The 19,127-nt window shown below is 71.2% G+C and carries 17 protein-coding genes; 6 read left to right on the top strand and 11 right to left on the bottom strand.

The genetic code is table 11. From position 1 onward, the window contains the following. Positions 1-56 precede the first annotated feature (56 nt). Together QC283_RS04685 and QC283_RS04680 are read right to left on the bottom strand one after the other, a co-directional pair. Positions 57-374 (bottom strand): hypothetical protein, encoded by a 318-nt coding sequence (locus QC283_RS04685; protein WP_279560050.1) that lies wholly within the window; start codon positions 372-374, stop codon positions 57-59. Further along, positions 371-1,318, bottom strand: coding sequence for an SPFH domain-containing protein (locus tag QC283_RS04680; RefSeq protein ID WP_279560049.1), 948 nt, complete (start codon positions 1,316-1,318; stop codon positions 371-373). Before QC283_RS04680 ends, QC283_RS04685 begins: the two co-directional genes overlap by 4 nt. Positions 1,319-1,599: 281 nt before the next feature. On the opposite strand from QC283_RS04680, the gene QC283_RS04675 reads away from it, so the two are divergent. Beyond that, a complete protein-coding gene (locus QC283_RS04675; RefSeq protein ID WP_279560048.1) occupies positions 1,600-3,915 on the top strand; it encodes a transglycosylase domain-containing protein in 2,316 nt (771 codons plus the stop codon). 24 nt (positions 3,916-3,939) lie between these two features. On the opposite strand, the gene QC283_RS04670 is transcribed toward QC283_RS04675, so the two are convergent. The 4 genes from QC283_RS04670 to QC283_RS04655 all read right to left on the bottom strand — a co-directional run bounded on the left by QC283_RS04670 (position 3,940) and on the right by QC283_RS04655 (position 10,453). Then, positions 3,940-6,117: a SpoIIE family protein phosphatase gene (locus tag QC283_RS04670; RefSeq protein WP_279560047.1), complete on the bottom strand. Its 2,178-nt coding sequence runs from the start codon at positions 6,115-6,117 to the stop codon at positions 3,940-3,942. A gap of 304 nt (positions 6,118-6,421) precedes the next feature. Next, positions 6,422-7,138 carry a cytidylyl-2-hydroxypropylphosphonate hydrolase gene (gene fomD / locus QC283_RS04665; RefSeq protein WP_279560046.1) on the bottom strand — a complete coding sequence of 239 codons (717 nt, stop codon included), beginning with the start codon at positions 7,136-7,138 and terminating at the stop codon, positions 6,422-6,424. 165 nt (positions 7,139-7,303) lie between these two features. Then, positions 7,304-8,707, bottom strand: coding sequence for a class II fumarate hydratase (locus QC283_RS04660; protein ID WP_279560045.1), 1,404 nt, complete (start codon positions 8,705-8,707; stop codon positions 7,304-7,306). A 78-nt stretch (positions 8,708-8,785) separates the two neighbouring features. Next, positions 8,786-10,453 carry a fumarate hydratase gene (locus QC283_RS04655; RefSeq protein ID WP_279560044.1) on the bottom strand — a complete coding sequence of 556 codons (1,668 nt, stop codon included), beginning with the start codon at positions 10,451-10,453 and terminating at the stop codon, positions 8,786-8,788. A gap of 247 nt (positions 10,454-10,700) precedes the next feature. Here QC283_RS04655 and QC283_RS04650 point away from each other — a divergent pair, with 247 nt between their 5' ends. Both QC283_RS04650 and QC283_RS04645 read left to right on the top strand, forming a co-directional pair. Next, entirely contained in the window at positions 10,701-11,405 is a 705-nt protein-coding gene (locus QC283_RS04650; protein ID WP_443032536.1) for a DUF1707 SHOCT-like domain-containing protein, read from the top strand. 104 nt (positions 11,406-11,509) lie between these two features. Beyond that, on the top strand, positions 11,510-11,890 hold the full coding sequence (locus QC283_RS04645; RefSeq protein WP_279560043.1) for a WhiB family transcriptional regulator: 381 nt from the start codon (positions 11,510-11,512) through the stop codon (positions 11,888-11,890). A 156-nt stretch (positions 11,891-12,046) separates the two neighbouring features. Here the strand turns inward: QC283_RS04645 and glpX are convergent, their stop codons facing one another. Then, entirely contained in the window at positions 12,047-13,078 is a 1,032-nt protein-coding gene (glpX, locus tag QC283_RS04640; RefSeq protein ID WP_279560042.1) for a class II fructose-bisphosphatase, read from the bottom strand. Positions 13,079-13,203: 125 nt separating this feature from the next. On the opposite strand from glpX, the gene QC283_RS04635 reads away from it, so the two are divergent. Continuing rightward, entirely contained in the window at positions 13,204-13,737 is a 534-nt protein-coding gene (locus QC283_RS04635) for a DUF4245 domain-containing protein (RefSeq protein ID WP_279560041.1), read from the top strand. Between the two features lie 112 nt (positions 13,738-13,849). On the opposite strand, the gene QC283_RS04630 is transcribed toward QC283_RS04635, so the two are convergent. Then, on the bottom strand, positions 13,850-14,440 hold the full coding sequence (locus QC283_RS04630; RefSeq protein ID WP_279560040.1) for a malonic semialdehyde reductase: 591 nt from the start codon (positions 14,438-14,440) through the stop codon (positions 13,850-13,852). Positions 14,441-14,733: 293 nt separating this feature from the next. On the opposite strand from QC283_RS04630, the gene QC283_RS04625 reads away from it, so the two are divergent. Continuing rightward, the gene (locus QC283_RS04625) at positions 14,734-14,946 is read left to right on the top strand and encodes a DUF4287 domain-containing protein (protein ID WP_279560039.1); all 213 of its coding nucleotides are present in this window, start codon (positions 14,734-14,736) and stop codon (positions 14,944-14,946) included. 21 nt (positions 14,947-14,967) lie between these two features. On the opposite strand, the gene QC283_RS04620 is transcribed toward QC283_RS04625, so the two are convergent. From QC283_RS04620 to QC283_RS04610, 3 genes are all read right to left on the bottom strand, one after another. Next, positions 14,968-15,225: an exodeoxyribonuclease VII small subunit gene (locus QC283_RS04620; protein WP_279560038.1), complete on the bottom strand. Its 258-nt coding sequence runs from the start codon at positions 15,223-15,225 to the stop codon at positions 14,968-14,970. Between the two features lie 9 nt (positions 15,226-15,234). Beyond that, positions 15,235-16,443 (bottom strand): exodeoxyribonuclease VII large subunit, encoded by a 1,209-nt coding sequence (gene xseA / locus QC283_RS04615; RefSeq protein ID WP_279560037.1) that lies wholly within the window; start codon positions 16,441-16,443, stop codon positions 15,235-15,237. Between the two features lie 137 nt (positions 16,444-16,580). Continuing rightward, entirely contained in the window at positions 16,581-17,990 is a 1,410-nt protein-coding gene (locus tag QC283_RS04610; protein WP_279560036.1) for an APC family permease, read from the bottom strand. A 116-nt stretch (positions 17,991-18,106) separates the two neighbouring features. Between QC283_RS04610 and QC283_RS04605 the strand changes: the two genes are divergently transcribed. Next, complete coding sequence (locus tag QC283_RS04605) at positions 18,107-19,123, top strand: 4-hydroxy-3-methylbut-2-enyl diphosphate reductase (protein ID WP_279560035.1); 1,017 nt, start codon at positions 18,107-18,109, stop codon at positions 19,121-19,123. Positions 19,124-19,127: the final 4 nt, after the last annotated feature.

The raw sequence follows: 19,127 nt of genomic DNA, 5'->3' as shown, positions 1-19,127 counted from the left end.
TGCGACCGGTGGCGCGGCGTGCCCGGCTGTCGTCCCTGTCGCCGTCTCTGCCGTCGTCACGAAGGCGGGGTGGGCGGCGTGGGCGGCGGCCCCGTGCCCGGCCCCGCGCCCGGGTCCGAACCCCGGGGCGGGCGGCCCCGGCGTGGCATCGGTCCGGTGTCCTTGGGCAGGCGGCCCGCCTCCGCGAGCGCCCTGCGGATCAGGAACTCGATCTGGGCGTTGGCCGAGCGCAGCTCGTCGCCCGCCCAGCGGGCCAGTGCCTCGTAGACCTGGGGGTCCAGCCGCAGCAGCACCTGCTTGCGCTGCTGGCGGGCCCGGCGCGGCGCGGGCGGCCCCCCGGGCTCCGGGGCCGGCCCTTCGGAGGAGGAGGTCACTGGTAGAGGGAGCCCGTGTTCAGGACCGGCTGGGCGGCGCGGTCACCGCAGAGCACGACCATCAGGTTGGACACCATCGCGGCCTTGCGCTCGTCGTCCAGCTCCACGATGCCCTGCTCGCTGATCCGGGCGAGCGCCGCCTCGACCATGCCGACCGCGCCGTCCACGATCTGCCGCCGCGCCGCGACCACCGCGCCGGCCTGCTGCCGCTGGAGCATCGCCGAGGCGATCTCCGGCGCGTACGCGAGGTGCGTGAAGCGGGACTCGATGATCTGCACGCCGGCCGCCTCCACGCGCGCGTGGAGTTCGACGGCGAGCTTCTCGGTGATTTCCTCGGCGTTGCCGCGCAGCGAGAGGCCGTCCTCGTCGTGGGCGTCGTAGGGGTACTCGATGGCGATGTGCCGCACCGCCGCCTCGGTCTGGGTGGAGACGAACTCGATGTAGTCGTCCACCTCGAAGGTGGCCTGCGCGGTGTCCTCCACCCGCCAGACCACGACGGCGGCCAGCTCGATGGGGTTGCCGTAGGCGTCGTTGACCTTCAGGACGGCCGTCTCGTGGTTGCGCACCCGCGTCGAGATCTTGGTGCGTGAGGTGAGGGGGTTCACCCAGCGCAGCCCGTCCTGCCGGATCGTCCCCCGGTACCGCCCGAAGAGCTGCACCACCCGGGCCTCGCCCGGCGCCACCATGTTCAGCCCGCACATCGCGAGGAACGCGGCCAGGGCGACCACGATGCCCCCGATGATCAGCGCGGCCTTTCCTCCGGTCGAGGCGACCGCCGTCGCGGTGACGACCAGGCCGGCGCCGACGAGCAGCCCGACCAGCCCCAGCAGCAGTGCGAAGCCGCCACCGACGCTGTGCGCCTGCGTCTCGCGCACCCGTGGCGCCGGCATCTCGGGTACGTCGGCGCTGACCTGCGAAGTGTCGTGCGCGTCGGGTGTGGGCATGAGTGGTCCCCCGTTCCGGCCGGGCGTGCTCGCGCACGTCCGGCGACTATCGTCGGTCTATCTAAGTGATAGCACTTTACCCGCGAATGGCAACCTTGAACCCCTCTCGTACGTCGGTTCCATAGGAACGGGTGCTGATTCTCACGTCCGTACAAGGCCGGATCGGCATCCGTTTGTCATATCTCCCGGTGTTAGCTTTCTGAGCTGACCTGTGCGGCGAACCTGTGTGGCGCGTGCGCGAGGCGTGGCCACAGATGAACGAAGCGGAGCGGATCGGAGCCATGGGACGAGCGGAAGAGAGAAAAGCGCGACAGCGCGGTGGCCGCCGCGCGGCGCCGAAACCCCGCCGTTCGTCGGGCGCGGAGGGGAGGAGCCTCATACGCAGGCTGTTCACCTGGAAGAAGGTCCTCGGGACGTTCTTCGGCCTCTGCCTGCTCGGCATGGGCGCCTTCATCGTGATGTACATGGTGATCGACATCCCCGAGGGCAACCCCGAGGCCGAGCTGCAGAGCAACGTCTACAAGTACAGCGACGGCAGCGTCATGACCCGCACGGGCGACCGCAACCGTGAGATCGTCGACCTGGCCAAGGTGCCCAAGGAGGTCCAGCGGACCTTCGTCGCCGCCGAGAACAAGACGTTCTACAAGGACTCCGGCGTCGACCTCAAGGGCACCGCGCGCGGTGTGCTCAACACGCTCTCCGGCAAGGGCGCGCAGGGCGGTTCCACGATCACCCAGCAGTACGTCAAGAACTACTACCTGACCCAGGACCAGACGGTCACGCGCAAGCTGAAGGAACTGGTCATCTCCCTGAAGCTGGACCGGGAGAAGCCCAAGGACTACATCCTCGCCGGCTACATCAACACCAGCTACTACGGCCGCGGTGCCTACGGCATCCAGGCCGCCGCGCAGGCCTACTACCGCGTCGACGCCGAGGACCTGACGGTCGAGCAGGGGGCGTACCTCGCCGCGCTGCTCCAGGCGCCCAACCAGTACGACTGGGCGATCGCCAGCGACACGGGCAAGAAGATGGTCCAGGAGCGCTGGAACTACGTCCTGGACAACATGGTCGAGCAGGAGTGGCTGGACCGGACCGAACGCCAGGGCATGAAGTTCCAGGAACCCGAGGCGCCCAAGACCGCCGCCGGGATGCAGGGCCAGATCGGGTACCTGGTGGAGGCGGCCAACCACGCGCTCGAGCAGCGGCTCGTCGCCCAGGGCGCGGCCGAGGACATGGATCAGGCCAAGGCCCTGCGGGAGCTCGGCGGCTACACCATCACGCTCAACATCGACAAGAAGAAGCAGACCGAGCTGGAGAAGGCGGTCAAGGCCAAGCTCACCAGCAAGCTGGACCCCGAGGAGCGCGCGGTCGACGCCGACGTCCAGGCCGGTGCCGTCTCCGTGGACCCGAAGACGGGCGCGGTCCTGGCGATGTACGGCGGCGTGGACTACGTGAAGCACTACACGAACAACGCCACCCGCGACGACTACCAGCCCGCCTCCACCTTCAAGCCGCTGATCCTCGCCGCGGCCGTGGACCAGGACGCCGAGACCCAGGACGGCGTGCCGATCACGGCCAACACGATCTACGACGGCACGAGCGAGCGCCCCGTCATGGACGGCGACCAGGAGGTCGGTTTCGCGCCCCCCAACGAGGACGACGTCGACTACGGCGACATCACCGTCCAGGAGGCGATGAACAAGTCCGTCAACTCCGTCTTCGCGCAGATGGGCATCGACGTCGGCATGCCCGAGGTGATGAAGGCCGCGGGTGAAATGGGCATGGACACCGAGGGCCTGCAGGCCGTGCCCGCCCAGACCCTGGGCAGTATGGGCGCCAGCCCGCTGGAGATGGCCGGCGCCTACGCCACCCTCGACAACCACGGCGTGAAGGTCACCCCGGCCGTCGTGAAGTCGGTCGAGCACAAGGACCGCAAGATCGAGTTCCCCGACCCGATCGGCGAACGCGTCATCAGCCGCGAGGCCGCCGACACGGTGACCTCCGTGCTCACCGGCGTGGTCGACGACGGTACGGCCAAGAAGTCCGTGCGGGAGAACCCGCTGCGCGACGGCCAGCAGGTCGCCGGCAAGACGGGTACGTCCGACAACAACAAGTCGGCCTGGTTCACCGGCTTCACCCCCGGCCTGGTCACCTCGGTCGGGCTGTTCGGCGAGGACTCCAAGACGTTCGCCCAGGTCCCGATGTACAAGGCGGGCGGCGTCGACCACCGCGTCAACGGCGGTGGCTTCCCCGCGGAGATCTGGGCCGCGTACACCTTCGGTGTCATGGGCGAGGTCACCAAGTTCGACCTGGAGACCAAGCAGGGCAACGCGGTGAAGCCGAGCAAGTCGCCGACGGCCCCCGAGTCGCCGACCCAGTCGCCGACGCAGGAGGAGACGACCGAGCCGCCCACGTCCGACGAGCCGACGTCCGACGCGCCCACGTCCGAGGACCCGACGACCGAGCCGCCGTCGCAGCCGCCGTCGCAGTCGCAGTCGCCGTCGAACAGCCCGTCGACCGAACCACCGCCGACGGGCGGCGAGTCCACGGAGCCGGAGGACCCGCTCTTCCCCGGCGGGGACTGGCAGCAGCAGTAGTCGCGGCAGTCGCGTGTACGGGCCTCAGCCCCGGTTCAGCTCGAACCAGACCACCTTCCCGGTGCTCAGCCGCGTCGCGCCCCAGCGCCGGGCCAGCCGGTTCACCAGGTACAGCCCGCGTCCGCCCTCGTCCGTGGCCCGCGCCTGCCGCAGCCGGGGCAGCTGCGGCACGTCGTCGCCGACCTCGCAGCGCAGCACGTCCGTGCGCAGCAGCCGCAGGGTGACCGGCTTGGTGGCGTACCGCACGGCGTTGGTCACGACCTCGCTGACCAGCAGCTCCACGGAGTCCGTGAGGTCCTCCATGCCCCAGCGGGCCAGCGCGCGCCGGGCGAGGCGCCTGGCCCGGCCGGGAGCCGTGTCCTCGGGCTCCAGGAACCAGTACGCCACGTCGCTGGGCGCGATGCCGTCGAAGCGGGCGGCGAGCAGCGCGATGTCGTCGTCCCGGTCGCCAGGCCCGAGCATGTCCAGCACCTCGTCGCACAGGGCTTCCAGGGGCGGCGGATGGTCGGGTCCGGTGAGCTGCGCGGTCGCCGCGAGGCGCTCCCGCAACTGCTCTATGCCGGTCCACACGTCCCGCAGCCGGGACTCGACCAGCCCGTCCGTGTAGAGGAGCAGGGTCGCCCCGGCGGGGGCGTCCAGCTCCACGGCCTCGAAGTCCACGCCGCCCACGCCGATCGGGGCGCCCGCGGGCACCCGCAGCACCTCGGCGTGGCCGTCCATGTGCAGCAGCACGGGCGGCGGGTGTCCGGCGTTGGCGACGGTGATGCGGTGCGATACCGGGTCGTACACCGCGTACAGGCAGGTCGCCATGCGGTCGGTGCCCAGGCGCTGGGCCTGTTCGTCGAGGTGGTGCAGTACCTCCTGCGGGGGCAGGTCGAGCCCGGCCAGGGTCTGCGCGGTGGTCCGCAGCTGGCCCATGATGGCCGCCGACGTCATGGAGTGGCCCATGACGTCCCCGACGACCAGCGCGACCCGGCTGCCGGGCAGCGGGATGGCGTCGTACCAGTCGCCGCCGACCCGCGCGGTCTCGGCGGCCGGGAGGTAGCGGGAGGCCAGCCGCACGCCGGTGCAGCGCGGCAGGTTCTCCGGGAGCATCGTGCGCTGCAGCTCGTCGGCGATGTACGCCTCACGCCCGTACAGCACCGCCTTGTCGATGCCGAGCGCGCTGTGCGTGGCGAGCTGGGCGGCCACCAGCAGGTCGTCGGCCTCGAAGGCGACGCGCTCCGGGCCGCGCAGGAACAGGGCGGCCCCGATCACCCGGCGCCGGCCGCGCAGCGGCGCCAGGATCGCCCGGCGGCCGTCCGGTACGGCGAAGTCCTCGCCGTCACCGAGCAGTTCCGGCAGGGCGGCGCGGGCGGCGGGTGTGTCCGTGAAGACCGGGCGCACCCCGCGCAGCACCTCGGCGAGCGCGCTGCCCGGCCGCACCTCGCACAGCTCGGAGCCGACGGCCTCCAGATCGGAGGGCTCGGGCTGGGCCGCGGGCGTGAAACCGCCCTCGGTGTCCCGTTCCACCGGTATCCGGTCGGTGCGGCGCAACCGCAGCACCAGGGGGCCCGTGGGCCGCTCGTCACCGACCGGCAGCGGCTCGCGCAGGTACACGAGGATCGCGTCCGCGAACGTCGGCACGGTGGCCCGGCACAGCCCCATCACGATCTCGTCCAGGTCCATGCCCCGGGCGATCCGCCGGGTCGCGGCTCCCACGAACCGCAGCCGGTCCCCGTCCCGTCGCATGGGTGTGGGGCGCCCGGGCGCGGTGGGCCGGCCGGTGCGGCGCTCCGGTTCGAGCGGCGCGGCACGGTGCTGCGGCTCCGCCGGCGTGCCGGGAGCAGGGCCGGGCCCCGGGCCGGGGCCGGGGCCCGGGCCGGGATGGGGAGCGGGGCCGGCTTCGGCTCCGGCTCCCGGTGCGGGGAGGGCCCCCGTCCCGGTCTGCGCGCCGCCCGGCTGGACCGGGACGCCCTCGGGCGTGGGCCGCGGACGGTGGGTGGCGGGCTCGGCGGCCTGCTCGGCGCCCGGCTGGGAGTGCTCGAAGGCATCGGGGGAGTCCCCGCCGGCGGCGGGCGGCGTCTCTCCCGTGCGCCCCTGTGCCGGTAACGCGGCCCCGGGGGCGCGCGGTGGCACAGGGGTACGCGGGAACGCCCCGCGGGGATCCGTGGGGTCGCCGCCCGTCGGGGGGCGGTCGAAGGAGGTCGGGTGCTCCGTCACGCGTGTCGAATCCGTCCGTCCGGGACTGCGCGCGGCGCGTGCAGTTCGTCCCGCAGAAATCCCGATACCCGGAATACGTGCCCCGGGAACGGGATTGCCGCGTGGTCAGAGGCTGTTCCTGTGTCACCGGCGGACCGTCTGCGGCCCGTACCCGTGTTGCCCTCGTACCCCTCGCTCACGTCCTGCCGCCCCTCGGTGACGATCGGTCAAGCACGGCGCACCCTCCGCCGGTTGCTGCCTTTGCTGCCGCGCTGCCTTGCGGAGGACGATCCTACGTTTCTTGCCCGGGGGCGTATCAAGGGTCTCATGAGGACACGTGCGCGGGCGTGCGGTCCCAGTCCCCCGGCAGCGAAGGTACCGCCCAGGACGGATCGGGTCGCCAGTGTTCCCAGCCGTCCGTGAACGGCGGCCCCCAGGCGCGGATCCGGGCCACCGCGGCGCGCCCCGCCTTCCGCACCCGCCCGGCGAGCCGGGCGTCCACCAGCCGGTCCCGCTGGGCCTGCGCGAACTCGTCCTCGTCCCGCCAGTGCCAGGTGCGGTCCGGGTGGACGGAGATGTCCAGGAAGTGGTCCTCGGAGTCGACGCCGCCCTCCCAGCGGGTCAGCGGCTCCTCCAGGTTCACGTACCAGTTCTTGAACCGCCAGCCCGGATCCCAGAACAGCCACACCGACCAGGGCTCGCCGGGCCGCGCCAGCTTCAGCACACCCGTGCCGAACCACCGGTCGCGCTGCACGGTGCGCGGCCTGGTGTAGCGCGACGCCAGCGGTTCCAGGTGCACCGGCGTACCGTCGGCGAGCACCGGCTTCACACACTCGGTGCCGGGCGCCAGCCACACGGCGAGCAGGTCGGCGTCGTCGCGTACGACGGTGACGGGGCGGGCGATGTGGAGGTGCGGGCCGCCGTTCTCCCGGTACCGCCACAGGATGTGGCTGCCGGGCGCCCAGTACCTCGCCGGGGCGGCCGGGCCGTCCGCCTCCGACTCCGCTTCCGTCGCGGCGCTCACCGCTTCACCGTCTGCCATGGACAGATATTAGGTGCCCTGGCCACACGACGCGCCGGTGATCGCGCAGGAGCGCCCGCGTCCGTGCGCGCTCACGAACACGCGTGAACGCTCACGAACGCGCACAAACGTCTACAAGTAATTCAAGTACTTCCAGCGCTTCGAGCGCTCACGACGGGCCTCCGGTCACGGACGGGTCATCCGCAGTACGTCCAGCGCCTCGTCCAGCTGCTCGTGCGTGAGGTCGCCGCGCTCGACGTACCCGCCCTCCAGCACGACCTGGCGGATCGTCTTCCGCTCGGCCAGTGCCTTCTTGGCGACCTTGGCGGCCTCCTCGTACCCGATGTACTTGTTGAGCGGCGTCACCACGGACGGCGAGGACTCGGCGTACTCGCGGGCCCGTTCCCGGTGGGCGACGACGCCGTCGACGGTCCGGTCGGCGAGCAGCCGGGAGACGTTCACGAGCAGCCGGACCGACTCCAGGACGTTCTTGGCGATGACCGGCAGCATGACGTTGAGCTCGAAGTTGCCGGCCGCACCGGCGGCGGCGACGGTCGCGTCGTTGCCGGTGACCTGGGCGGCGACCATGAGCACGGCCTCCGGGATGACCGGGTTTACCTTGCCCGGCATGATGGACGAGCCCGGCTGGAGGTCGGGCAGCGAGATCTCCGCGAGGCCCGTGCGCGGCCCGGACGCCATCCACCGCAGGTCGTTCGCGATCTTCGTCAGGCCGACGCCGATGGTCCGCAGCTGCCCGCTCGTCTCCACGATGCCGTCCCGGGCGCCCTGCGCCTCGAAGTGGTCGCGGGCCTCGGTCAGCGGCAGCCCGGTCGCGCGGGCCACCTCCTCGATGACGGCGGCGGAGAAGCCGGGCGGGGTGTTGATGCCGGTACCGACCGCGGTGCCGCCCAGCGGCAGCTCGGCGAGCCGGGGGAGGGAGGCGTTGAGCCGCTCGACGCCGTACCGCACCTGGGCCGCGTACCCGCCGAACTCCTGCCCCAGCGTGACCGGCGTGGCGTCCATGAGGTGCGTACGCCCGGACTTCACGACGTCGGCGAACTCCTCCGCCTTGCGCTCCAGGGCCCCGGCGAGGTGGTCCAGGGCCGGGATCAGGTCGCGGCTGACGGCGGCGGTGGCGGCGATGTGGATGGAGGACGGGAAGACGTCGTTGGACGACTGGGAGGCGTTGACGTGGTCGTTGGGGTGCACGTCCCGGCCGAGCCGCTCGGTGGCGAGGGTGGCGATCACCTCGTTGGTGTTCATGTTGGACGAGGTCCCCGACCCCGTCTGGAACACGTCCACGGGGAAGTGCGCGTCCCACTTGCCCTCCGCGACCTCCCCGGCCGCCTCCTGGATCGCGCCGGCGACGTCCTCGTCCAGGACTCCCAGCTCGGCGTTGACCTTGGCCGCCGCGCCCTTGATCCGGGCGAGTGCCTCGATGTGCGCGCGTTCGATGCGCTGCCCGGAGACGGGGAAGTTCTCCACCGCGCGCTGCGTCTGGGCACGCCACTTGGCGTGGGCGGGGACCCGCACCTCACCCATGGAGTCGTGCTCGGTGCGGTACTCGGTGCTGTCCTGCTCGTCGGCCATCGACGATCACCTCCACGTGTCACAGCGTCCTGGACGCGACCACTGTTCCCCGTGGAGGTGAACCGTCACCGGCCTGGCTCAGGCGAGCCCGGGGCCCCGTACCGGAATGCTCGTGAACGTCGGCGCCGGCGCCGGGTCCTGGAAGAAGTCGTTGCCCTTGTCGTCCACCACGATGAACGCCGGGAAGTCCTCGACCTCGATCTTCCAGACCGCCTCCATGCCGAGCTCCTCGTACTCGACGACCTCGACCTTCTTGATGCAGTCCTGGGCGAGCCGGGCCGCCGGTCCGCCGATGGAGCCGAGGTAGAAGCCGCCGTGCGCGTCGCACGCGTCGGTGACCTGCTTGCTCCGGTTGCCCTTGGCCAGCATCACCCTGGAGCCGCCCGCCGCCTGGAACTGCTCCACGTAGGAGTCCATGCGCCCGGCGGTCGTCGGACCGAAGGACCCGGACGCGTACCCCTCGGGCGTCTTCGCCGGACCGGCGTAGTACACCGGGTGGTCCTTCAGGTACTGCGGCATCTCCTCGCCCGCGTCCAGCCGCTCCTTGATCTTGGCGTGCGCGATGTCGCGGGCCACGACCAGCGGGCCGGTGAGGGAGAGCCGGGTCTTGACCGGGTGCTTCGTCAGCTCGGCCAGGATGTCGTCCATCGGCTGGTTGAGGTCGACCTTCACGACGTCCCCGGCCTCGTCGAGGTGCTCGTCCGTCGTCTCCGGCAGGAACCGCGCCGGGTCGGTCTCCAGCTGCTCCAGGAAGACGCCCTCGGCGGTGATCTTGGCGACCGCCTGCCGGTCCGCCGAGCAGGACACGGCGATGGCGACCGGGCAGGACGCCCCGTGCCTCGGCAGGCGCACCACGCGCACGTCGTGGCAGAAGTACTTGCCGCCGAACTGCGCGCCGATGCCGATCTTCTGCGTCAGCTCGAAGACCTTCTCCTCCAGGTCCTGGTCCCGGAAGCCGTGCCCGAGCTCGGATCCCTCGGCCGGGATCTCGTCCAGGTAGTGCGCGGAGGCGTACTTCGCGGTCTTCAGCGCGTACTCGGCCGACGTACCGCCGACCACGATCGCCAGGTGGTACGGCGGGCAGGCGGCCGTACCGAGCGAGCGGATCTTCTCCTCCAGGAACTTCATCATGGAGGCCTCGTTCAGGACGGCCTTCGTCTCCTGGTAGAGGAACGACTTGTTGGCGGAGCCGCCGCCCTTCGCCATGAACAGGAACTTGTAGGCGCCGCCGTCGGTCGCGTACAGCTCGATCTGGGCCGGGAGGTTCGAGCCGGTGTTCTTCTCCTCCCACATGGTGAGCGGGGCCATCTGCGAGTAGCGCAGGTTCAGGTTCTTGTACGCGTCGTAGACGCCCCGGCTCAGGGACTCCTCGTCGCCGCCCGCCGTCAGCACGTTCTGGCCGCGCTTGCCCATGACGATCGCCGTGCCGGTGTCCTGGCACATGGGCAGCACGCCCGCCGCCGCGATGTTCGCGTTCTTCAGCAGGTCCAGCGCCACGAACTTGTCGTTGCCCGACGCCTCGGGGTCGTCGATGATGCGGCGCAGCTGTGCCAGGTGGGCGGGGCGCAGGTAGTGCTGGATGTCGTGGATGGCCTCCTCGGCCAGCTTGCGCAGCGCCTCGGGCTCCACCTTGAGGAAGGTCCGCCCGTCGGCCTCGAAGGTGGAGACACCCTCGGAGGTCACCAGCCGGTACGGGGTGGTGTCCTCTCCCTGGGGGAGCAGATCGGTGTACGCGAACTCAGGCATCTCGCCCATTCCTCACTCGGCATGACGCGCGGCTGGATTCCTCAGCAACGACGGCTGGCCTCCGTTGGCAGCGTCCACCAGCGTAAAACCTGCGGTCGGCGCCGGGCTTGTGAGGTAAGGCTCAGTAGGCCGCCGAGGGCTCGTGGCGACTGTCGGTCGCTGTCGGCGGTTGTCGACGCCTGTCGGCCGCGACAAGGTTGCCCACAGGGGCTAGTCGCGATCTATCGCGTTTCGGTACGCTGCTGCCGTGGACCTTCAGAAGCACGCCCAACCCCAGGATGCCGCGCCGCGTGTCGCCGAGGCGCGCGTCTCCGAGATGCGCGCCTCGGACGCCGACCGGGACCGCATCGCCGACATGCTGCGCGACGCCCTCGCCGAGGGGCGGCTCACCGCCGAGGAGCACGCCGACCGGGTCGAGGGCGTGCTGGCCGCCAAGACGGTCGGTGAGCTGGACGTCTTCGTGCGGGACCTGCCCGCCGCACACGCCGGCCGGCCGGCCGCCGCCCCGGCCCCCGACCGCCCCACCGCCGGAGCCGTCCCGGCGGACCCCGAGGAGAACGTGGTGGCGGTCTTCAGCGGGGCCGTCCGCAAGGGCCGCTGGCGGGTGGGCCGCCGCATCCACGCGTACGCGGTCTTCGGCGGCGTCGAGATAGACCTCAGCGAGGCGATTTTCCAGCACCAGCAGGTCGTGATCAAGGCGTTCGCCGTCTTCGGCAGCGTCGAGGTGCGCGTCCCGGAGAACGTGTCGCTGCGCGGTGCGGGCGGCGGAGTGCTCGGCAACTTCGAGGTCGACGCGCTCGACTCGCCCGAGGCCGAGGCCCCCGTCGTCTACGTGGACGGCTGGGCCGTCTTCGGCGCCGTCGAGGCGCGCCCCAAGCGCGGCAAGGTCGTCGCGGACATTCTCCACCGGGTGCACCGCAAGGTCGAGAAGGGTTTGCGCAAGCACGTGTAGCGCGTTGCCGATCACGGTTGGGAACCCAGTGCATAGGCACGCGTACAACGGGTAAGCCTTGACGCATCGTCTCTCGCTCGCGAAGCCGTCGTCAGGAGTAGACCGTGCTGCAACCGCCGCCTTCGTCCCTGCAGGTAGCCGCTGTTCCGGCCCAGCGGGTGCCCGTGCGGGACAGGGGCCAAGACGCTCCCTGGCACACCGAGGCGGTGTGCCGGCGCGACGAGGCCGGACTGTTCTTCGCACCCTCCAAGGAACCCACCGCCGCCCGGCTCTCCCGCGAGGAGGCGGCCAAGCGCGTCTGCGCGCGCTGTCCGGTCATGGTCGAGTGCCGCGAGCACGCCCTCCTGCAGCCCGAGCCCTACGGCGTCTGGGGTGGCCTCACCGCCGCCGAACGCCGCGTGGTCCTGGCCCGTCGCCGCCGCCGCGACGTCGAGCTCAAGAAGGCGTCCCGCACCGCGGCGGGCCGCATAGCCGCAGCCGGCTGACACGGACGCCGACGAAGGCGGCGCCCCCGCAGGGGACGAAGGCGCCCCGGCACAGGGCGAAGGCGCCCCCCTCCGCACAAGGGGGGCGCCTTCGTCACGCCACGCGACAGGCACCCCCGGTTCGGTGGGCGCCCCGCGAAGCCGACGCGGACGGAGTCACTTCGCCCGGTCGAAGTCCACCGCGCTGTAGGCCCGCAGCTTGCTCAGCCGGTGCTCGGAGTCGATCCGCCGCACCGTGCCCGACTTGGACCGCATCACGATCGAGTCGGTCGTGGCCGTCTCGGACCGGTACCGCACTCCCCGCAGCAGCTCACCGTCGGTGATGCCGGTGGCGACGAAGAAGACGTTGTCCCCGGAGACCAGGTCGTCGGTGGTCAGCACACGGTCCAGGTCGTGCCCGGCGTCGATCGCGCGCTGCCGCTCCTCGTTGTCCTTGGGCCACAGCTTGCCCTGGATGGTGCCGCCCAGGCACTTCACGGCACAGGCCGAGATGATGCCCTCCGGGGTACCGCCGACACCGAGCAGCAGATCGATGCCGGTGCCCTCGCGCAGCGCCAGGATGGAGCCGGCCACATCACCGTCGGAGATCAGCTTGATGCGGGCGCCGGTCTCCCGGACCTCCTTGATGAGGCCCTGGTGCCGGGGGCGGTCGAGGAGGACGACGGTGACGTCCTCGGGGGTGCGGCGCTTGGCCTTGGCGACCCGGCGGATGTTCACGGACACGGGCGCGTTGATGTCGACGAAGTCGGCGGCCTCCGGGCCGGTGACCAGCTTGTCCATGTAGAAGACCGCGGACGGGTCGAACATGGAGCCGCGTTCGGCGGCGGCCAGCACCGCGATCGCGTTGGTCATGCCGTTGGCGGTCAGTGTGGTGCCGTCGATCGGGTCGACGGCGATGTCGACCTCGGCTCCGGTCCCGTCGCCGACCCGCTCCCCGTTGAAGAGCATCGGGGCTTCGTCCTTCTCGCCCTCGCCGATGACGACGACGCCGTTCATCGAGACGGTGTGGACGAGGGTCCGCATGGCGCGGACCGCGGCACCGTCGGCGCCGTTCTTGTCACCGCGCCCGACCCAGCGGCCGGCGGCCATGGCAGCGGCTTCGGTGACCCGCACGAGTTCCATGGCGAGGTTGCGGTCGGGGGCCTCCGAGGGGACGTCCAGCTCGGACGGCAGGTGGTGCTCGGTCATCGGAACGCACCTTTCTGATACGACGACGGCCGGATGAGGGTATGGCCCAGACTCTATCGCCAGTCCGACAGAATGAGCAGGGGACCCCACGTATGAGCGCAGCGGGGACCTGCGACGATAGGGGCGTGGCAGGTACGAAAGGCAAGCAGAAGACGGCCCGGGACATGGTCCTCTCCCTGGGTGTCATCGTCCTCGCGGGACTGGTCATGTGGCTTTTCATCCCGCACGACGACGGTGAGCCGGACCTCAAGCGGGTCGACTACTCGGTCGAGCTGATCACCGCGCGCCGCGCCGCGCCGTACCCGGTGGCGGCGCCCGAGGGCCTGTCCAAGGACTGGAAGCCGACCTCCGTCGGCTACCGGGGTGACGACTTCGACACCTGGCGCCTGGGCTACCACGCGCCCGACGGCGAGTACGTGGAGATCAAGCAGTCCACGCAGAAGCCGTCCGCCTTCATCGACGAGGCCAGCCAGGGCGCGCGGCGCACCGAGACCACCGAGGAGATCGGCGGCCGGACGTGGGCCCGGTACACGGGCGGCCGGTACGACGCGCTGGTGCTGCACGACACCGACGGCACGAAGGGCGCGACGACGGTCGTGGCCGGCACGGGAACCTTCGACCAGCTGAAGCAGATGGCGGCGGCGCTGAAGCTGGCGTGAGCGACCGCCGTACTCCGCGCGTACGACGAAGCCCCCCGGTTGTGCCGGGGGGCTTCGTCGTACGCGCGGAGCGCCTTGGCCCCAGAATTCCGGACTCGTCGGCGCGCCGGTCTCAGACCGTGGTGACGACCTGGTCGAACTCGAGGCGCGGGGAACGCGGGAACCACGCCTCCGGGCCCGGGCGGCCGATGTTGACGACCATCAGCGGGGTGTGGTCGTCGTCCAGGAACTCCTTGCGGAGACCGTCGAAGTCGAGGCCGGTCATCGGGCCGGCGGCCAGGCCCGCGGCGCGGACACCGACGATGAAGTAGGCGGCCTGCAGGGCGGCGTTCAGCGTGGCGGCACCCTCGCGGACCGGACGCTCGCTGAAGAAGGCGTCCGCGATCTGCGGGGCGTGCGGCATGAGCTGCGGCAGCTCCTCGTGGAACTCGTTGTCCGCGGAGAGGATCGCGACCAGCGGGGCGGTGGCCGTCTTGGGCCGGTTGCCCTCGGCCATGTGCTGGACGAGACGCTCGCGGGCCTCGGGGGAGCGGACCAGCGTGATGCGCAGCGGCGACTGGTTGAAGGCGGTCGGGCCGTACTTGACCAGGTCGTAGATCGCCTGCACCTGCTCGTCGGTCACCGGCTCGTCGGTGAAGGTGTTCGCGGTGCGGGCCTCGCGGAACAGCAGGTCCTGGGCCGCGGGGTCAAGAACGAGAGACATACGTGATCTTCCTCGGGTGTGCGTCGGCTCCGCCCGGATCGGCACGGAGCCGTTGACGAGGACGACGCTACGCCAAAGAAGTTCAACCTTCAACCAAAAAAAGGGTGCGGTGATCCGCTTCACACGACCGCCGGAGCGGGGTGGAGTGAGGCGGATCACACCGGCCGGGCGATCACTTCCGGCGCCCACCGAGGTCGTACAAGGCAGTACACCGCTTGTATGTACCGCATGTACCGCATGTACCGCCTGCACCGCCTCGGACCATGAGCTCGCACAGATGGGATCGCATCGACATGACCGCCACCGTGAAGGGCCCCGCCTCCTACTTCCCGTCGATCGAGAAGAAGTACGGCCGCCCGGTCGCGGAGTGGAAGGAGCTGATCCGCTCCTCGCCGCTCACCAAGCACATGGAGCTCGTCGCCTGGCTGAAGAACGAGCACGGCCTGGGCCACGGACACGCCAACGCCCTCGTCGCGCACACTCTCGCGGAGGCCGGCGCGAAGTAGGCCGTGGTCCCGTAGCCGCGGCTAGCGCTTCCCGTCCCCGTCCTCGTCGTCGGCTCCGGCCTCCTCGGCCAGCGCCGCGTCGAGGCGGGCCCGGGCGCCGTCCAGCCGGCGGCGGCAGACCTTCGCCAGCTCCTCGCCCCGCTCCCACAGGGCGAGGGACTCCTCCAGCGTCGTACCACCGGCCTCCAGCCGCCGTACGACCTCGATCAGCTCGTCCCGCGCCTGCTCGTAACCGAGCGCCTCGGACATGGCCGTCGGCTGCTCCACCTCGCTGGTCATCCACCCACCTTATGCGTCGACTCGTACGGAGAAATCGCCCTCACTGACACGTGCGCGCAGCGTCTCGCCCTGCTCCACCTCGCCGGGATCGCGGACGGCGTGGCCGTCCGCCCGCTGCAGTACCGCGTACCCGCGCTTCAGGGTCGCGGCGGGGGAGAGGGCCACCACACGCGCGTGCGTGTGCGTCAGCTCGGAGTCGGCCCGGTCGAGGTGGTGCCGCAGCGAGCGGCGGCCCCGCTCCAGCAGCGCCGTCACCTGCTCGGCCCGCTCGTCGATCACCCGGTGCGGATCCTGTATCGACGGCCGGGACAGCGCATGGGCCAGCCCCCGCTCCTCGCGGTCCACGTACGCCGCCACGCACCGCCGCGCGCGGTCCCGCAGCTGGCGCACCCGCTCGTACTCCTCGCCGACGTCCGGTACGACCTTCTTCGCGGCGTCGGTCGGCGTGGAGGCGCGCAGGTCGGCGACATGGTCAAGGAGCGGATTGTCGGGCTCGTGCCCGATCGCCGAGACGACCGGCGTACGGCACGCGGCGACCGCCCGCACCAGCTGCTCGTCGGAGAACGGCAGCAGATCCTCCACGCTGCCACCACCCCGCGCGACGACGATCACGTCGACGTCGTCCTTGGCGTCCAGCTCCTTCACCGCCTGCACCACCTGCGGCACGGCGTGCACGCCCTGCACGGGGACGTTGCGCACCTCGAAGCGGACGGCGGGCCAGCGGTGCCGCGCGTTCTCCAGGACGTCCCGCTCGGCCGCCGACGCCCGTCCGCACACGAGACCGATCAGCTGCGGCAGGAACGGCAGCGGTTTCTTCCGCTCCGGCGCGAACAGCCCCTCGCGCGCGAGTGCCTTCTTCAGCTGCTCCAGGCGCGCGAGCAGCTCCCCGACGCCCACCGGTTTGATCTCGGCGGCCCGCAGCGACAGCTGCCCACGCGGGGCGTACCACTCCGGTTTGGCGTGGACGACCACCCGCGCGCCCTCGCCGACCACGTCCGCCACCGCGTCGAACACCTGCCGGTAGCAGGTCACGCTCACGGAGATGTCGTACGAGGGGTCGCGCAGCGTCAGGAACACGACCCCCGCGCCCGGCCGCCGGGACAGCTGCGTGATCTGTCCCTCGACCCACACCGCGCCGAGCCGGTCGATCCAGCCTCCGATCAGCCGGGACACCTCGCCCACGGGCAGGGGGCTTTCGGGAGTCGAGTTGGCAGCCATGCGCTCGAGCGTAACGGCCGGGTGTGACAACCCGCCCGGCGCGCGACGCCCGCTCCCCGGCCCGGCCCACCTTCCCGTCGGCTGCGGCTGCGGCTGCCGCTGCCGCTGCCGTTCCGGTCCGCTGCCGCTCCGGCGGCTCACGCCCCCGCTGTTCTCCTCCCGCGCGCCTGCACCGCCAGTACCACCAACCCCACCACCAGCCAGATCGCCCCGACCACCTGCGCGGCCCTCGACGCCTCCACGATCACCGCGACCGTGATCGCCGCGCCGAGCACCGGGATCAGCACATGCCGCCACCAGCTGACCGGGCCCGAGCCGCGCCGGACGGCGAACCAGCCCACCACGCTCGCGTGGAGCAGCGTGAACGCGGTCAGCGCGCCGACGTCGACCACCGAGACCAGATGGTCGAGACCGTCGTCCCGCCGCGCCGCCCACACCGCCGCCACCATCGTGATCACGGCCGCGACCAGCAGCGCCACGCGCGGCACCCCGGAGTACGTCCGCGACAGTGCCTTCGGCAGCCGCCGGTCGCGGCCCATCGCGAACAGCAGCCGCCCGGCCGCCGCCTGCCCGGCCAGCGCCGCGAACGCCGCGCCGATCGCCTTGCTCACCGCCACCAGGTCGTGCAGCCACGTCCCCACGGACGCGTCCACCGCGTCGTAGAACGCCGATCCCTGCCGTTCCGGCTCCGCCGCCAGCCGCGCCGACGACACCGGCTCCAGCAGCGCCGCCAGATACGTCTGCGCGATGAACAGCACGCCCGCCAGCGCCAGGCAGAACAGCAGCGCCCGCGCGACCTTCGCCGAACCGCCGGTGACCTCCTCCGCGAAGCTCGCGATCGCGTCGAAGCCCAGGTACGACAGCACCGCCACCGACACCGCGCCGACCACCGCCGACAGCGCGAACGCCCCCTGTGTGCCGTCCCCGGTCAGCGGCGACAGCCAGCCCCGCTCGGCACCGTCGCGCGCGAGGACCACGACCGCCGCCACCACGAACACCAGCAGGACCACGATCTCCATGGCGAGCACCAGGAAGCCCACCCGGGCCGCCGCACGCACCCCCCACAGGTTCAGCAGGGTGGTGACGACCACCGCGATCGCCGTCCACACCCATCGGGACACCTCCGGAACCAGCGCCTCCATAGCGATGCCGGAGAAGAGATACGCCACCGCCGGGATGAGGACGTAGTCCAGCATCGCCATCCAGCCGGCGATGAAACCGACCCCGTTGCCGAGCCCCGCGCGCGCGTACGCGAACACCGACCCCGCCTGGGGGACCACCCGCACCATCTGCGCGTAGCTGAAAGCGGTGAACGCCATCGCGACGGTGGCGAGGACGTACACCAGTGCCACCGCACCGTGCGACTTGGCGTCCAGCGTGCCGAACACGCCGACCGGCGCCATCGGCGCGATGAACAGCAGCCCGTAGACGACGAGGTCCCTGAAGCCCAGGCTGCGCTTCAGCCGGTGCTCCTGGTTCTCCCCGTTCTCCCGGTCTCCCGGGTGTTCACCACCGGCCCCCTGGGCCGCCGTACCGGTCTCGGACATCGTGCCTCCGCCAGCGCATCGGACTGTGCCTCGGAACGTCCCCGTCATCGTCCTGGCCAGTCTCCCTGGCAACGCCGCACCCACGCGATCTCTGACCCGCCGAACGCACCCTTACGATGGGTGGCATGACTGCTTCGCCTGGCCGCCGTGTCCTGCTCGCCGCCCCCCGTGGCTACTGCGCGGGTGTGGACCGCGCCGTGATCGCCGTCGAGAAAGCCCTGGAGCAGTACGGGGCTCCGGTCTACGTCCGGCACGAGATCGTCCACAACAAGTACGTCGTCCAGACCCTGGAGAAGAAGGGCGCCATCTTCGTCGAGCAGACGGAGGAGGTCCCCGAGGGGAACATCGTGATGTTCTCCGCGCACGGCGTGGCCCCCGTCGTCCACGAGGAGGCCGAGCGCGGCAAGCTCGCCACCATCGACGCCACCTGCCCGCTCGTCACCAAGGTGCACAAGGAAGCCGTCCGTTTCGCGGACGAGGACTACGACATCCTCCTGATCGGCCACGAGGGCCACGAGGAGGTCATCGGCACCTCCGGCGAGGCGCCCGACCACATCCAGCTCGTCGACGGCCCCGAGGACGTCGCCAAGGTCGAGGTCCGCGACCCGTCGAAGGTCGTCTGGCTCTCCCAGACCACCCTCTCCGTCGACGAGACCATGGAGACCGTCGACGCGCTGAAGGACAAGTTCCCGCAGCTCATCTCCCCGCCGAGCGACGACATCTGCTACGCCACGCAGAACCGTCAGCTCGCCGTGAAGCAGATGGGCGCCGAGGCCGACCTGGTGATCGTCGTCGGCTCCCGCAACTCCTCCAACTCCAAGCGCCTCGTCGAGGTCGCCAAGCAGGCCGGTGCCCGCGACGCGTACCTCGTGGACTTCGCCGACGAGATCGACGAGGCCTGGCTGGAGGGCGTCACCACGGTCGGTGTCACCTCCGGCGCCTCCGTCCCGGACATCCTGGTGGAGCAGGTCCTGGAGTGGCTGTCGCAGCGCGGCTTCGAGGACGTGGAGATCGTCAAGGCCGCCGAGGAGTCGATCATCTTCTCGCTGCCCAAGGAGCTCCGCCGCGACCTGCGCGAGGAGGCGGCGTCCCTGGTGGCGGAGCGTGGCGGTTCGGGTACGCCCGGGGCGTGACCCT

Origin of the sequence: Streptomyces sp. DH41, assembly GCF_029813785.1 — a bacterium.
Taxonomy (GTDB): Bacteria; Actinomycetota; Actinomycetes; order Streptomycetales; family Streptomycetaceae; genus Streptomyces.
The sequence above is the reverse complement of the archived record's forward strand: the minus strand, read 5'-3'. Positions and strand labels throughout refer to the sequence as shown.